14 protein-coding genes are annotated in these 14,632 nt (G+C 62.8%); 6 read left to right on the top strand and 8 right to left on the bottom strand.

Going from position 1 to position 14,632, the window contains the following annotated elements:
- Positions 1–99: 99 nt before the first annotated feature.
- A complete protein-coding gene (gene rpmG / locus QA649_RS20990) occupies positions 100–267 on the top strand; it encodes a 50S ribosomal protein L33 (protein ID WP_007603295.1) in 168 nt (55 codons plus the stop codon).
- Positions 268–445: 178 nt separating this feature from the next.
- Here the strand turns inward: rpmG and QA649_RS20985 are convergent, their stop codons facing one another.
- Entirely contained in the window at positions 446–4,660 is a 4,215-nt protein-coding gene (locus tag QA649_RS20985; protein ID WP_283025828.1) for a LuxR C-terminal-related transcriptional regulator, read from the bottom strand.
- A gap of 165 nt (positions 4,661–4,825) precedes the next feature.
- Between QA649_RS20985 and QA649_RS20980 the strand changes: the two genes are divergently transcribed.
- On the top strand, positions 4,826–5,155 hold the full coding sequence (locus QA649_RS20980; RefSeq protein WP_018646949.1) for a nuclear transport factor 2 family protein: 330 nt from the start codon (positions 4,826–4,828) through the stop codon (positions 5,153–5,155).
- Between the two features lie 102 nt (positions 5,156–5,257).
- Here QA649_RS20980 and QA649_RS20975 read toward each other — a convergent pair whose 3' ends face one another.
- The 3 genes from QA649_RS20975 to QA649_RS20965 all read right to left on the bottom strand — a co-directional run bounded on the left by QA649_RS20975 (position 5,258) and on the right by QA649_RS20965 (position 7,508).
- Positions 5,258–5,893, bottom strand: a complete 636-nt coding sequence (locus tag QA649_RS20975) for a helix-turn-helix domain-containing protein (RefSeq protein WP_283026061.1) — start codon at positions 5,891–5,893, stop codon at positions 5,258–5,260.
- A 702-nt stretch (positions 5,894–6,595) separates the two neighbouring features.
- Positions 6,596–7,009, bottom strand: a complete 414-nt coding sequence (gene rnk, locus QA649_RS20970; protein ID WP_283025827.1) for a nucleoside diphosphate kinase regulator — start codon at positions 7,007–7,009, stop codon at positions 6,596–6,598.
- Positions 7,010–7,025: 16 nt separating this feature from the next.
- Complete coding sequence (locus tag QA649_RS20965; RefSeq protein WP_283025826.1) at positions 7,026–7,508, bottom strand: GreA/GreB family elongation factor; 483 nt, start codon at positions 7,506–7,508, stop codon at positions 7,026–7,028.
- Positions 7,509–7,961: 453 nt separating this feature from the next.
- Between QA649_RS20965 and QA649_RS20960 the strand changes: the two genes are divergently transcribed.
- Positions 7,962–8,378, top strand: coding sequence for a RidA family protein (locus QA649_RS20960; RefSeq protein WP_283025825.1), 417 nt, complete (start codon positions 7,962–7,964; stop codon positions 8,376–8,378).
- A gap of 100 nt (positions 8,379–8,478) precedes the next feature.
- Here QA649_RS20960 and QA649_RS20955 read toward each other — a convergent pair whose 3' ends face one another.
- The gene (locus QA649_RS20955) at positions 8,479–9,717 is read right to left on the bottom strand and encodes an MFS transporter (protein ID WP_283025824.1); all 1,239 of its coding nucleotides are present in this window, start codon (positions 9,715–9,717) and stop codon (positions 8,479–8,481) included.
- A gap of 129 nt (positions 9,718–9,846) precedes the next feature.
- Here QA649_RS20955 and QA649_RS20950 point away from each other — a divergent pair, with 129 nt between their 5' ends.
- Positions 9,847–10,428, top strand: a complete 582-nt coding sequence (locus QA649_RS20950; protein ID WP_349254075.1) for a TetR/AcrR family transcriptional regulator — start codon at positions 9,847–9,849, stop codon at positions 10,426–10,428.
- 296 nt (positions 10,429–10,724) lie between these two features.
- Here QA649_RS20950 and QA649_RS20945 read toward each other — a convergent pair whose 3' ends face one another.
- Together QA649_RS20945 and QA649_RS20940 are read right to left on the bottom strand one after the other, a co-directional pair.
- Positions 10,725–12,098 (bottom strand): PleD family two-component system response regulator, encoded by a 1,374-nt coding sequence (locus tag QA649_RS20945; protein WP_283025822.1) that lies wholly within the window; start codon positions 12,096–12,098, stop codon positions 10,725–10,727.
- Between the two features lie 14 nt (positions 12,099–12,112).
- Positions 12,113–12,478 carry a response regulator gene (locus tag QA649_RS20940; protein ID WP_008566616.1) on the bottom strand — a complete coding sequence of 122 codons (366 nt, stop codon included), beginning with the start codon at positions 12,476–12,478 and terminating at the stop codon, positions 12,113–12,115.
- A 238-nt stretch (positions 12,479–12,716) separates the two neighbouring features.
- Between QA649_RS20940 and QA649_RS20935 the strand changes: the two genes are divergently transcribed.
- Positions 12,717–13,028 carry a DUF3572 domain-containing protein gene (locus QA649_RS20935; protein ID WP_018646941.1) on the top strand — a complete coding sequence of 104 codons (312 nt, stop codon included), beginning with the start codon at positions 12,717–12,719 and terminating at the stop codon, positions 13,026–13,028.
- The gene (locus QA649_RS20930) at positions 13,025–14,314 is read left to right on the top strand and encodes a DNA polymerase IV (RefSeq protein WP_283025821.1); all 1,290 of its coding nucleotides are present in this window, start codon (positions 13,025–13,027) and stop codon (positions 14,312–14,314) included. Before QA649_RS20935 ends, QA649_RS20930 begins: the two co-directional genes overlap by 4 nt.
- 15 nt (positions 14,315–14,329) lie before the next feature.
- On the opposite strand, the gene QA649_RS20925 is transcribed toward QA649_RS20930, so the two are convergent.
- On the bottom strand, positions 14,330–14,485 hold the full coding sequence (locus tag QA649_RS20925; protein ID WP_008548553.1) for a hypothetical protein: 156 nt from the start codon (positions 14,483–14,485) through the stop codon (positions 14,330–14,332).
- Positions 14,486–14,632 lie beyond the last annotated feature (147 nt).

The raw sequence follows: 14,632 nt of genomic DNA, 5'->3' as shown, positions 1-14,632 counted from the left end.
CCCCTAAAACCTTGACATCAGGCGGTTTCTGGCTAGGTTGCCGGCCAACGCGGGCCGTTTGGCCGGCTCCAGATTCCCCAATTTTCTGAGGTTCAGAACATGGCCAAAGCGGTCACCATCAAGGTCAAGCTCGTGTCCTCGGCCGACACCGGCTTCTACTACGTCGCCAAGAAGAATTCGCGCACCATGACCGACAAGCTGGTCAAGAAGAAGTACGACCCGGTCGCGCGCAAGCACGTCGAATTCCGCGAAGCCAAGATCAAGTAAGAAGATCAGTGAAGATCGCGGGATACTTACGGACTTTTGACGGGGCCTCACGGCCCCGTTTTTATTTTGGCCGCTCTCCACCGCCGCACGAGCCCCTCAGGGGTGACGGCGAGACCTGCCCTGCCCCCGGGACGCGAGAGCCGGATTGCCCCTGCCGCCGTCAACGACGAGCGACAATTCAAATCAGCAAGTCATGAGCCGCATGTCCCGTGGCAGGATGCGAACCGCTGTTGCCGTGATTGGCCGCGTGGTCGTCCAGCGCACTGGCAGTTATTTGGACGATGATCTCGAGAGCCTTTTGCTGACCCGGCGGCACGTGCGCATCGAGCAGAGTGTCGAGCACTTGAGGCACAACGACCGCGACGGGCGTGGAAGAAGCTGCCGCGCTATCGAAGCGGAACACCAGGTCTAGATTCGCGCTGCCGGCCTCGGACGCAGCCTGAGCAGGCTGTGCGGCTTCTGATGCGATCGCAGCAAATTGCGCCAACTGCTGCGAGTTTCCGTGGCCGGCGTTATCGCCGCTGGCGACGCTCGGTTCGACGGTCCCGGCTGCGTCCGCAAAGGTTGACTGTGAATCGTGCCCCGAATTGCCGTGCTCCACGACGGCCGCTTCTGCCGTCTTCTTGTCATTGCCGACGCCGTTGCCCGGTGCGGGGTCAGCTTCAGCCGATTCCGCGGCAGCCGCCTTTGCAGGCCGTGACTCCGAAGCGTGATCCGAGTTGCCGTGGCTCGCGCCATCGTCCGTTGCGACGACCGCTTCGACGACGTCGGCCGCTTGCGGTCCGTTTGTGGAGTTGAGGTGTAAGTCGTGCGCCGAGTTGCCGTGGTCCACGTCGGCCGCCTCGGCCGTCTTCTTGTCATTGCCGACACCGTTGCCCGGTGTGGAGTCAGTCAATTCCGTGGCTGCTGCCTTTGCAGGCCCTGGCTCCGAAGCGTGATCCGAGTTGCCGCGGCTCGCGCTATCGTCCGTTGCGACGACCGGGTCGACGATCTCGGCTGCTTGCGGTCCGTTTGCAGAAGCTGGGTGTAAATCGTGCCCGGAGTTGCCGTGGTCCACGTCGGCCGCCTCGGCCGTCTTCTTGTCATTGCCGCCACCGTTGCCCGGTGTAGAGTCAACTTCAGCCAGCTCCGTAGCATCGGCCGTTGCAGACCCCGGCTTCGAAGCGTGATCCGAGTTGCCGTGGCTCGCGCTATCGTCCGTTGCGACGACCGGGTCGACGACGTCGGCTGCTTGCGGTCCGTTTGCAGAGGCTGGGTGTAAATCGCGCGCAGAGTTGCCGTGGTCCACGTCAGCCGCCTCGGCCGTCTTCTTGTCATTGCCGCCACCGTTGCCCGGCTTGGAGTCAGCTTCAGTCGAATCCGTGGCTGCCAGCTTTGCAGTCTCTGGCTTCGAATCGTGCCCCGAGTTGCCGTGTTGCTCATCGGCCGCCTCGGCCGTCTTCTTGTCATTGCCGCCGCCGTTGCCCGGCTTGGAGTCAGCTTCAGTCGAATCCGTGGCTGTCAGCTTTGCAGACTCTGGCTTCGAATCGTGCGCCGAGTTGCCGTGTTGCTCATCGGCCGCCTCGGCCGTCTTCTTGTCATTGCCGACGCCGTTGCCCGGCTTGGAGTCAGCTTCAGTCGAATCCGTGGCTGCCAACTTTGCCGTCTCTGGCTTCGAATCGTGCCCCGAGTTGCCGTGTTTCTCGTCAGCCGTCTCCGCCGTCTTCTTGTCGTTGCCGACACCGTTGCCCGGCTTGGAGTCAGCTTCAGTCGAATCCGTGGCCGCCAGATTTGCAGTCTCTGGCTTCGAATCGTGCCCCGAGTTGCCGTGTTTCTCGTCAGCCGTCTCCGCCGTCTTCTTGTCGTTGCCGACACCGTTGCCCGGCTTGGAGTCAGCTTCAGTCGTCTCCGCGGCGGCCGCCTTTGCAGAGTTTGAGTGATCGGAGTTGCCGCGCTTCTCCTCAGCTGTCTCCGCCGTCTTCTTGTCATTGCCGGCACCGTTACCCGGCTTGGTGTCAGCTTCAGTCGTCTCCGCGGCGGCCGCCTTTGCAGAGTTTGAGTGCTCCGAGTTGCCGTGTTCCACGGCCGGCTCCGCCGTCTTCTTGTCGTTGCCGACGCCGTTACCCGGCTTGGAGTCATCTTCAGCCGACTCCCTGGCTGCGGCCTTTTCAGCTCCTTGCTCCGAAGCATGCTCGGAGTTGCCGCGGCCCGCATTGTCGGCCGTTGCGACGCTCGGCTGAACGATCTCGTTCAGCCCCGACGAATCGCCGGTGCCCGCATTGATCGGCTCACTCTTCAATGTGGGATTTTCAACTGCCGTAACCTTCACGCTATGAGCAAGCACGATCGATGATGCGTGAGCCGACGCGGCAGACGCGCCATCGCCCTCTTCCGTTGCATCCGCCGAATCGCTGGCGACACTTCTCGACCTCGTCGACGCCCCTAATCCGGTCCGGGTCTGCCCGAATTGAAACCTCAGGCCATCGTCGGCCCGAATGTTCCAGAACCCGGCCGTCTCGACTGTGCTCTCGCCCGCCCCGCCAATGGCATGGACATTGTCGGTACTCAGGACACTCTCATCGGTTGCGGCCGCCGACGTCAGCGCAGCCTCGAGCTGCTCCAAGGTGATCGCGACAGGCGCGCCTTCCGGCTGGCCGACGACATCCTGCTCCGCAACGGACACGATCCCCTGCAGATGGATTTCCACCAGGCCGCGATCGCCGATATCGAGACTACGATCGGTCGGGTTGACATAGACGATGGTTTCATTGCTTGCGGAGTTGTAGATCCAGGCAAGGGTATGCGGCGGTATGGACTTGCTCGCTGCCGTCATATGCAGCCAGGCAAGCCCTCCGAAAGCCGCAAGATTGATCCTGCTCGATCCGAAATCAAAGACCGTGTCGGAAGAGGTCGAATGGGAATCGATCGGGGAACGATGAGCGACGTTTGCAACGTTGCCGCCAAGACTGGCATCCTGACCGCGATCCAATAAGCCAAGCGGTTCTTGGAGGTCGGCACCCGCGGCGTCACCCGCAGCGCCATGATCGACCTGGCCTCCACCGCCTTCTCCAGCGACGCTTTCGTTTCCAGTGCCCGCAAACGCGGAAGGCGCCTCGGACTCGTGCGAAGCCGGGGCAGAGTTGTCGACATGACGAGCGCCAGCATCGGTGATCGCGGCCAGTTTTGTGGTCGCACTCTCGCGGATGAAGCTCACGAAGCTGTCGAGCGGCGCTTTGCCCGGATCGTGCGACTGCGCGCCGAGATGGGGGTCGTGCAGCGCGTCGATCAATGCACCGGCGAGAGTGGCGAAGGTGCCATATCCTCCCTGAAGCGACATCGGATTGGACGCAAGCCGCGGGACGAGATGGTCCGCGGCCGGGTCACCTCCCATCTGCGTGTTTCCTCGCGGCAAAAGCGCGGGAGGATTGGGTGTGCTCGATCCGACAGGACCGTGGTCTTTCGACAGTCTGGAGTCTGCAGACTGCTCGGCCGCGAGCAGCGCTTCCATTGCCGCCGCCGGGTTCGTGACCTCGCCCACCTTGGCAAGAACGTCTCTCTGCGTGACCGGGGACGTCTCGGCGGATTCCCAGGCGATGCGGTGCCGGAGAATGGCCTTCTTCCAGGGCTCATATTCGGCGTGCTCGCCCGCGTGGCCGATGCCGTCGTCATCCGGAAGCCCGTCGTTCGCTTCCGACGCCTTGAGTTCGTCCGCAATGGCGATCACCAGAAGCGCCAGCGAGAGCGCGCCGAAGCCAGAGGCACGTTGCAACAATGCGATGGTCGCGAGCACCGTTCTGTTGGTGATCTCGAGCTTCTGGAAAATATTGTACAGATGGACTTTGACCGTCCCGTGGGACACGTCGAGCTGGCGCGCGATCTCCTTGTTCGACATTCCCTCCGACACCAGTCGAACGATCTGACGTTCCCGGTGCGTCAGGTGCTCCAGCATCTTTTCGATTTTGCCGCCGTCGAATTCCTTGCCGTTTGGCGAGAGGTCGGACTGCTCCAGCGACACGCCGCTCTTCGCCATCAGCCGCAGTGATCGCAGCATCGTGGCGGGAGAGGCAAATTTCGAAATTGCGCTGCAGGTGCCGGCAGCAATGGCCGCAGTCAGATCGTCGTGGGTGTCGGACTCGGTAAAGAACACCAGGCGCGTCGAAAGCTTCTCGGCTTTCGCGATCGCGAGGATCTTGGAGACCGTCAGATCCGGCAGGGTGTCGGCAACAAGCGCGACGTCGGGTGTCAATTTTTTGATGGCTTCGAGGCAGCTTGCCCCGTCGCTGGACGATGCGACGATGTCGAAGTCCTGCTGTGCCGCGAGTACCGATTTCAGTCCCTGCAGAACGATCGGTTGTCGATCGGCGATCACGAGCCGGACGCGCTGAAATATCCCCTGCTTCGCAATGTCCAACATGAAATATGCCTCGCCCCGGTTCTATGTCCTTCGGCATATGGCCGGGGCCGGGTACGGGGTATTAAAATACAATTAATCGTTGAGAGAAAGAGGCTTAGCGGGGTTAACCCGATCTAAAATTGCAGATTTTGACGGTATGATTTTGACGGTATGCAGGTGAATAATATGTCCTTTGACCCGATGGGCGTTGCGGTTGACTGGCTCGATGCCTACCGCGCTGGCGATATCGAAGCGATCCTGGATATGTATGCCGACGATGCCGTGGTTCACTGCGGCTGCGGCTGCGTCAAAACCATTACCGGCCGCGAGGCACTTCGGGCCTATTGGGTCGATCGCCTCCGGGAATATCCGGCAAGCACCTTGGACGATCTCAATCCCTGGCACGACGGGACCATCCTCTCCTACGTCACCAGTGCGGGCGTCATGAGTGCGCTTTTTGCGTTTGACGCCGCCGGGAGGATCAAGGAGCTCGACTGCAGTCCTCCCCACCACTAGACCCGCCGCTATGGGCCACTGGTGGTCATTCAGGCTAACGCAATGCAACATCGTCGGCCGCTCGAACGCCGGCGTTAAGGAAGCTTGGCAGGCTGGCGGCCGTCAGGCGTCGATCTTCGCGAGAGCGCCACGATCGATCAGCTCGAGCCGCCGCTGCGTATTTCCGTCAAAGCGCAGCAGCCCTTCGTCTCGAAGGATCGAAAGGGCCCGGGAGACGGTTTCCAGGGTCAGCCCGAGATAATCGGCGATGTCGCGGCGATTCATCGGCAAGATCATCACGTCCGGATGCTGAAGCCGTTCATCCATCTCGAGAAGGAATGCCGTCACCCGCTCGAGCGACGTCTTTCGGCCGAGGAGAAGCATGTGGCTCTCGGCGTGCTGAAGATTCTGGGTGACGAATTTGATGAGGTCCTTGGTACCCGCGCCCCCATGTCGCACCGCTTCCAGAATGCTGGTGCGCCGCATGAGGCGGACATTGGTTTCGACGATCGCTTCGGCCGTAAAACGGTGAGTCGTCTCGTTCTCGAACCCGAACATGTCGCCGGCCAGGTGGAACGCGTTGATCTGACGGCGACCGTCCGGCAGAAGCTTGTAGGTGCGCACCGCGCCGGAGATGATCTGGTAGACGTATTCGGGCTCTTCGCCCTCGCCAAAGATCTCGGAGGCCCTGCGATAGCTGAATTCGCAGCAAGACATCCGCTCACCGGCCAGAGCAGCAAGCTGCCCGTCGATTTGCATGCGGGGTGCGGTGTTGATCCTCACCAGCATTGTTCGACCTCCCTGAAGGTTCAACACATGCTAGGCAGATACGGCGAGGCGAGATTGACCGGACGCAAACTCGGGAAAAACTAGCAATTACCCGGATCGTTTCCAAGGCCCTTCTGAATAAGAAGCGCGCAAAAGGAAGCCGTCAGCCCTTGGGGAAGCCGACGGCTTTGGGTGGGTCGCGTAGTGGGGCTACGCACCCCCTTCCCTAGGTCAGTGGAAAGGCGGCCTATTGATCGAGATCAAACAAGCATCGGGGTGCGGCGAATTGGCTACGCCGTCCGCCACACCGGCGCCGGCGGCGGCCGGATCAGCGCGAACGCGACCTGCACGATGCCGCCGGCAAGGCCGAGCGCCACACCGATGTGCCAGGCCATGGCGGCGCCCCTGCCCCATAAGGCCCTGCGTCTGCTGCCCGGCTACGTCGTCCGCAATCCTCGAAAAATGGTGAAGTCGCGCTGGTTCATTCGTTGATCCGATCCGCGTGGTTGAGCAGTCCCCCGCGGTTGGGGTGCCCCAGCTCGATCATAGGCCGAGAGGGGCCGCCCCCAGAGGTTGGACCTTCAAGCCTTGAAGAAGGTCGCAAGATAGAACACGGCAGCCAAAACGATGGTGATACCGATGACTGTTAAGGCGGCCTGTCTGGTTGAAACGTCGCGCATGTCAACGCCTCCTTCAATTGGACACGCCTAGCACCGTCAAGGACCGCTTGTTGTGGCCCGGGGTTTGAAATTCAATGGCTTGGCCAACCGACAGGCCGATCAACGCAGCTCCGACCGGCGTAAGAACCGAGACGCGCTTTAGCGTTATGTCCGCTTCGTGTGGATAAACCAATACCACGTCCCGGACCTCACCCGTCTTGTCATCGCAGTACCGGACCCGCGAGCCCATGCGGACTACGCCGCGCAGATCGGAATTGTCCGCCACCACGCTTGCGCGCTCTATCTCCTGTGCAAGGAAATGGGCCACGCGCGGGAAGAGCACCGCGCTCGAACTGGCGAGGGCGTTGAGACGCCGCGCCTCAGCCTCTATCACAGTGATGGGCGGCAACACGATTTCAGGTTTGCCTTTGCGATTAGTCTTGCTCATTACCTTCTCTCCTTTCCTAAGCCGCTGATGGTCCCGGATCACCGTCAAAGAGCTTCTTGCCCTTGACCTCCGGATTGCTAAACAGAACCCTGACAACATCGTTCGGATCACCTCGGCTGACACGTTCGACCTTGACGACGTTGGTGCGCCCAGCGGTGAAGAAGGGGATTTCGCTTCCGACCTTCCGTCCGACCAACGCTGCACCCAACGGCGACATCACGGGGATTTGGGTTCGCTCGGACGTGTAGTCTTCGGGGTACACCAATTGCCTTGTCCCGCGGGGGAAGCCCCAGGTGATCCAGAACGTCACCCACGAACCCATGGTGACGATGCTGTCCAATCTGGCTGCGCGATCGGGGACGACTTCCGCACGGTTGATCTCACTCAACAGAAAACGGGCGTCCACGTCGCCTTGATCTGCGCCCGCCTGCGCGAGCTGTTCCAAGCGGCGATGGTCAGAAGCCGGAAGAGTGACGTTCGGGAAAAAGGGGGTGTTCACGACATGCCTCCTTGTTTGGGCTTCTCCTCGCGGGAGAGCCACACACCAAATCCGTTTGATGAACGAAGGGGGTAATCCGGACGGCACCAACTACCGTCCGGCTAAGCTCCTGCTTGGAGCCGTCCGGCGTGCAAGCAACGCCGCGCAATGCGCGGATCGATGTCGACGACGTGGGTCATGTCGCGACGACCATAGGATCTTCCGCTGCCCCTGTAACGCGACTAAAGAGCACACACGTGGGGAGAGAGTTGTTAGGATTGGTCAATGTCCGTTTGGGGTCAATCGGCGAAGCACTCAGGTTGAGCAATCTGGTCGGCCCTGGCGCAGAGAGCGGACCTCCGTCAGACGCGGCGGAACTTCGCTGATAGGCCACAAGCTGAACTGTCGTTTATCGCGGTTGCACGTTCTATTCCGCTGTGGCGCCGTCAGCCCGCACCAAGATAAGGAGCTACAATGAGCCGATCCATCCAGGTCGCTGCAGGACTGTTTGATAGTCGGCCGTATGGCTTTGCTCAGGTCACAGTCGTCCGAACGCCGTTCGGTGACGTTGCCAATGTTTCTGGCCAAGTCGCTTGGGATGCCGATCGAAAAATCATTGGTGCCGGTGACATCGGGCGTCAACTTTTAAAGAGCCTTGAAAATCTAGCTGTCGCATTGGCTTCGGTTGGCGCAACGCTCAATGACGTCGGCGCACTTCGCCTATACATCAAGCAGGATCATCTGCACGAAAGCGAGGCGATCAGTGGCGCGCTCAGGGCAACATTCGGAGACAATCCGCCTTGCGCAACGTGGATCGGAGTGCCGAGCCTCGCCAACGACGCGTTCCTGATCGAGGTGGAGCCTTCCAGCGTTTTTCTTTTGCGCAGGTAGGCTGTGAACGACCGCTTTGGGTCGCGCGGCACGTCACGACGAGGCAGCGCGGCGTCCGCTATAAGCTCCCAAGCTGACGCTCGCGACCGCCCGCCCTCGTCTATACCGTCCGCAACACCGGCGCCGGCGGCTGCGACGGCCGGATCAGCGCGAACGCGACCTGCACGATGCCGCCGGCGAGGCCGAGCGCGACGCCGATGCGCCAGGCCATGGTGTAGGAGCCGAGCGCGTCGTAGAGCACCCCTCCGCCATAGGCGCCGAGGAAGCTGCCGATCTGGTGGCTCATGAAGGCCAGGCCCTGGATCATCGCCTGCCAGCGCAGGCCGAACATCTCCGCGACGGCGCCCGCGACCAGCGGGCCGACGCCCATCCACAAAAAGCCCATGATCGCGCCGAACAGCAACGTCGAGAACGATGTGGCCGGCAGCATGAAGTACCAGGCGAGCGCCAGCGAGCGCAGGATGTAGATGCCCCCTAACAGCGCCAGCTTGTTCCAGCGCTGCCCGGCCCAGCCGAAGAACAGCGAGCCCAGCACGTTGAAGCCGCCGATCATGCCGAGCGTCTGCGCGCTCAGCATCGGATCGAGGCCGCAGATCGCGAGGTAAGACGGCAGATGCGTGGTCAGGAACACGAGCTGCATGCCGCAGACGAGATAGGCGCAGGTCATCACCACGAACGGCGCGTTGCCGAACGCCGTCCTCGCCGCCGTTGCGGCCGTGGCATCGCCGATGTCATCGGCGGCCGGCTTCGGCAGCGGAATCTTGTCGACGCGACCGGCATACCAGGCCGCGGGGATCATCAGCACCGACATGACGACGAAGCCGGCGAGCCCGATGCGCCAGCCAAAGCCCTCATTGAGCATCTGCCCGATCGGCGCCGACAAGAGCGCGCCGAGCGAGCCCGCGCCGGAGACGATGCCGAGCACGGTCGAGCGTACCGTTTCAGGGACCGCGCGCGCCGCCACCGACATCGCGATCGCGGCTGCGGTGCAGGCCAGCGACGTCCCGATCAGCACGCCAGCGCCGATCATGATGCTGACGAGCCCGTTCGCGGTCGCCATCAGGACGAGGCCCACGATGTACATCAGCGCGCCCACGATCATGATGGGACGGAAGCCGTAGCGCACGGTGAGCGCGCCGGCGGGCGGCTGCAAGAATCCCCAGGCGAGGTTCTGCACGGCGAGCGCCAGCGTGAAGTCCGAGATCGACATGTGGATGTCATGCGTCAGCGGCTGCATGAAGATGCCGAGGCTCTGCCGCAGCCCCATGCTCAGCGTCAGCATGATCGAGGCGCCGATCAGGATCGGCAAGGTCGGACGCAGAACCTGCAGCAGGGGCATTTTTCTTCTCCCTCGGGGCGCGGCACGCGTGCCGACGTCTGTTTTTGCCGTTGATTTTGGTTACACAGACCTGTGTACTTAGGCTATAGTTGGCCACGGCTGTCAAGCAAACAGGACGCTTAGCTCTGCATGGCTCCCCCGCCCGCCCCACAGACGATGAAAGAGCGGATCCTTCAGACCGCCGACAAGCTGTTCTATCTGCAAGGCATTCGCGCCATCGGCGTCGACACCATCGCGGCGGAGATCGGCATCTCCAAGCGCACGCTCTACAACCACTTCCCGTCCAAGGACGCGCTGATCACGGCCTACCTCGAGCGCCGCTTCGTAGCTCAGCGCCCCTCCGACAAGCCGCCGGCCGAGCAGATCCTCGCCACCTTCGATTCGCTGGAGCGGCGCTTTGCAGCGAAGGATTTTCGCGGCTGCCCGTTCGTCAATGCGGTCGCCGAGCTCGGGCCCTCCGACCGCGCCGTGAAGAAGATCGCCATCGCCTTCAAGGAAAGCCGCCGCCTCTGGTTTCGCGACCGCCTGACCGAGCTCGGCGTTGCCGACGCCGATGCGCTCGCGACGCAACTCGTGCTGCTGGTCGACGGCTCCATCGCCCAGGATCTCGTGCGTGATGATCCGGCGATGGCGCGGGCCGCGAAGGAAGCGGCGACGGTGCTGTTGCGGAATGCGGGGGTGGATGTGGGGAAGCGCAAGCGCGCGAAATAGCCGCTGTCCCCGTATCGTCAGGTGTCATCACCCGCGAAGGCGGGTGATCCAGTATTCCAGAGGCGGTTGTGATTGAACCGAGAGGCCGCGGCGTACTGGATTCCCCGCCTTCGCGGGGAATGACAGCCGAGTTTGTAGGACCATCGCCATCCTACCAATATGCTCCTGTTTTGCCCGACGGGTCAAATGGCGCCGCTGCCAACGCAAGCCTCCTCGCCACCCGCGCAAACCATTGATCCGACTAGCGCCGGCTACTGTGCATGGGGTTGTTTCGCGACTTTTATATCGCGCCGGCCTCACGCCGCGTGCGACACCACGCGATTGCGGCCGTCGTGCTTGGCGCGGTAGAGCGCCGTGTCGGCGCGCTTGAGGACGTCGGCGACCGCCTCGCCCTTCTGCTCCAGCGTGGTGAGCCCGATCGAGATCGTGACCTCGATGCGCTTGCTGCCCTTGTGGATCGCGAACGGCTCGCCTGCGATCGAGCGGCGCAGACGCTCGGCGACCATGCCGGCGACGTGGAGATCGGTCTCCGGCATCACGATGACGAACTCCTCGCCGCCGTAGCGGCAGGCCAGATCAATGCCGCGGATCGACTTGCGCACCCGCACCGCGAATTCGCGCAGCACGTCGTCGCCGGCATCGTGGCCGTAATTGTCGTTGATCGACTTGAAGTAGTCGATGTCCAGGATCATCAGCGCCAGCGGCTTGCCGCGGGTCGCGGCCTGCTCGGCGAGCGTTGCCAGATGGCTCTCCATGTAGCGGCGATTGTGCAGGCCGGTGAGCGCGTCGGTGATCGCCATCTCGATCGAGTTCTGCACGTTGTCGCGCAGATGATCGGTGTAGCGGCGGCGGCGGATCTGGGTGCGGGCGCGCGCAAGGAGCTCGGTCTTGTCGATCGGGCGCAGCAGATAGTCGTTGACGCCGATCTCGAGGCCGCGGAGCAGCCGCGTCGAGTTCTCGGGGTCGGCGATGGCGAGGATCGGCACATGGCGCGTACGCTCCAGCGAGCGCGCCTGGCTGCACAGGCGCAGGCCGTCGAAATTGTTGAGGTCGAGCGAGACGATCAGGAGGTCGTAATTGCCCTCGGCGGCGTGGAACAGCGCCTCCGTCGGGTTCGGCTCGACGTCGATGGTGTGCTCGGCGGCGAGGATCGTCGCCAGCCGCTGATAGGAGGACTCGCGGTCGTCGACCAGCAGGATGCGGCCGCCCTTGCCGGTATCGGCCACCGCGCTGCGCTCGGGCGCCTGCATGCCGATCTCGAGCGAGGTGATGGCGCGCATGCGCAGCTCATCGGTCATCATCTTCAGCCGCGTCAGCGAGCGCACGCGCGCGATCAAGACGACGTCGGAGACGGGTTTGGTCAGGAAATCATCCGCGCCGGCCTCGAGCCCGCGGTTGCGGTCGGCGGGACTGTCGAGCGCGGTGACCATCACGACGGGAATGTGGTGTGTGGCCGGATCGGACTTCAGGCGGCGGCAGACTTCAAAGCCGTCCATGTCGGGCATCATCACGTCGAGCAGGATGATGTCGCACTCCGAACGGCGGGCCATCGCCAGCGCCTCGGTGCCGTTCGAGGCGGTCATCACGTCGAAATATTCGGCGGACAGCCGGGCCTCTAGCAGCTTGACGTTGGCAGGAACGTCATCGACGACGAGGATACGCGCGGACACTTTGCACTCACTTCCTATCCGATAAAACGCCGGACCGTCTCAATGAATTTGCCGACCGAAATCGGCTTGGACAAATAGGCCTCGCAGCCGCCCTCGCGGATGCGTTCTTCGTCGCCCTTCATCGCGAACGCCGTCACCGCGACGACGGGAATGGCGCGCAGCTCCGGATCGTCCTTGATCCAGCGCGTCACCTCGAGGCCGGAGACCTGCGGCAACTGGATATCCATCAGCACGAGGTCGGGCCGCATCTTGCGAACCAGATCGAGCGCCTCGTAACCGTTGCTGGTGCCCGAAGTCTGGTAGCCATGTGCTTCCAACAGGTCGCGGAAGAGCTTCATGTTGAGCTCGTTGTCTTCCACGATCAGGACGGTCTTAGCCATCCCGCCCTCCTGATTGGCACGAAGCCGGATACATGTAACGCCTCAGGCGCCGCTCGCCGGCGCTTCGAAAACTGGATTCAAACTAGCCTCAGATTCGCTCTAGTTTCGTTAAACCCGAGGGGCCACTTTCCGCGATGTGGTTTCCAGTTGCTTGCCCCGGGATCGCAAGACTCAAGGCGGAGACTCGGGCATGATGCAAAGTAGACACCGAAAGTTAACGGAAAGGCAAACCGGGCCCGTGAAAAAGCCTGTTCACAACCCTCGCGAAGTCGCTGAAATCGTTGCGATTCAGGCGCTGTCCTTCGTCGCAAGCGAGCCCGAGCGGCTGGGCCTGTTCCTGGCCGAGACAGGTGTCGGCCCGGAGACCCTGCGGAACGCCGCCTCGGACCCAAATTTCCTTCTCAACGTGCTCGATTTCGTGCTGCGCGATGACGCCACCGTGAAGGCCTTCGCGGAGGCCTCGGAGCTGCATCCGACCAACGTTGCCGCAGCGCGGCAGGTCCTTGGTGATGCGCTCGGCGACCCCAATTGGGAGCGCGACGTGCCGTGAGCACCCCCGTCCCGGCCGGGCCCCGCTGCTTCTGCCGGGATTGTCTGGCCGACCTGGAGATGGGCGTCCGCCGTTGCTCGGCCTGCGGTTCCCCTCGCCTGGTCCGCCACCGGGCGCTGGCGAGCCTGACCATCGCCCATATCGACTGCGACGCCTTCTACGCGACGGTCGAGAAGCGCGACAATCCTGACATCGCCGACAAGCCCGTCATCATCGGCGGCGGCAAACGCGGCGTGGTGTCGGCCGCCTGCTACATCGCGCGCACCTATGGCGTGCGCTCGGCCATGCCGATGTTCAAGGCGCTCGAGGCCTGCCCGCATGCGACGGTGATCCGGCCCGACATGGCCAAATACGTCCGCGTCGGCCGCGAGGTCCGCCAGGCCATGCAGGCGCTGACGCCGCTGGTCGAGCCGCTCTCGATCGACGAGGCCTTCCTCGATCTCTCCGGCACCGAACGGGTGCACGGCATGATCCCCGCCAAGGTGCTGGCGCGCTTTGCCCGCGAGGTCGAGCGCGACATCGGCATCACCGTCTCGGTCGGCCTCTCCTGCAACAAGTTTTTGGCCAAGATCGCCTCCGACCTCGACAAGCCGCGCGGCTTTGCGACGCTCGACCAGGAAGAAGCGTGCGCAATGCTGGCTTCGAGGCCGGTCGGCTTCATCTTCGGTGTGGGCCCCGCGACGCAGGAGCGCCTCGTGCAGCGCGGCTTCCGCATCATCGCCGACCTGCAGAAGGCCGACGAGATCGAGATGATGCGGCAGTTTCCGAGCGACGGCCGCCGGCTGTGGCGGCTCGCCCGCGGCATCGACGACCGCCGCGTCGAGGCCGATCGCGGCGCCAAGACCATTTCCAGCGAGACCACCTTCGAGACCGACATCCGCGACTTCGCGACGCTGGAGAAGATCCTGTGGCGGCTCTGCGAGAAGACGTCGTCGCGGCTGAAGAGCAGCGAGCTCGCCGGTTCGACCGTGACGCTGAAGCTGAAGACCGCCGATTTCCGCCAGCGCACCCGCTCGCAGTCGATTGCCGCCCCGACCCAGCTTGCCGCAAAGATTTTTTCGATCTGCCGCGAAATGCTGGCGAAAGAAATCGACGGCACCGCCTTCCGCCTGATGGGCGCCGGCGTCAGCGCATTGCGCGAAGGCTCGCCCGCCGACGACACCGATATGCTCGACCGCCGCGCCGCCCATGCCGAACGCGCCGTCGACAGTCTGCGCAAGAAGTTCGGCAGCGCCGCGGTGATCCGCGGCATTGCCTATGACGGGCCGGAGAAGGCGCAGGAGTGATCTGATCTGCTCGACTCAGTCGCGTTCGAAGATCCGTGCACCCGGATAGGCGCGCCGGGCATACTGTACGACCAACTGCCGATCCTGAGTTTCCAGGAACGGTGTTCGGATCTGACAAGACCCGACGATGAGGTGCCACAAGCCGTTGAGCTTTCGAATGACGACGTTCATTGAGCTTCCTCGCAGTGACCCGAGTGGACTCAAATTGTAAGAATCTCCCGCCGTCGCTCAATTGTACCAGCGTAAGATCGGCGTATGAGAAGGATTAGAGGAGATATACAAAGGTATGTTGGTTGTGGCTTCAACCGCCGCTGGCGC

The organism is Bradyrhizobium sp. CB1717 (assembly GCF_029714325.1).
Lineage (GTDB): Bacteria > Pseudomonadota > Alphaproteobacteria > Rhizobiales > Xanthobacteraceae > Bradyrhizobium.
This window is presented reverse-complemented; position numbering and strand designations above follow the sequence as displayed.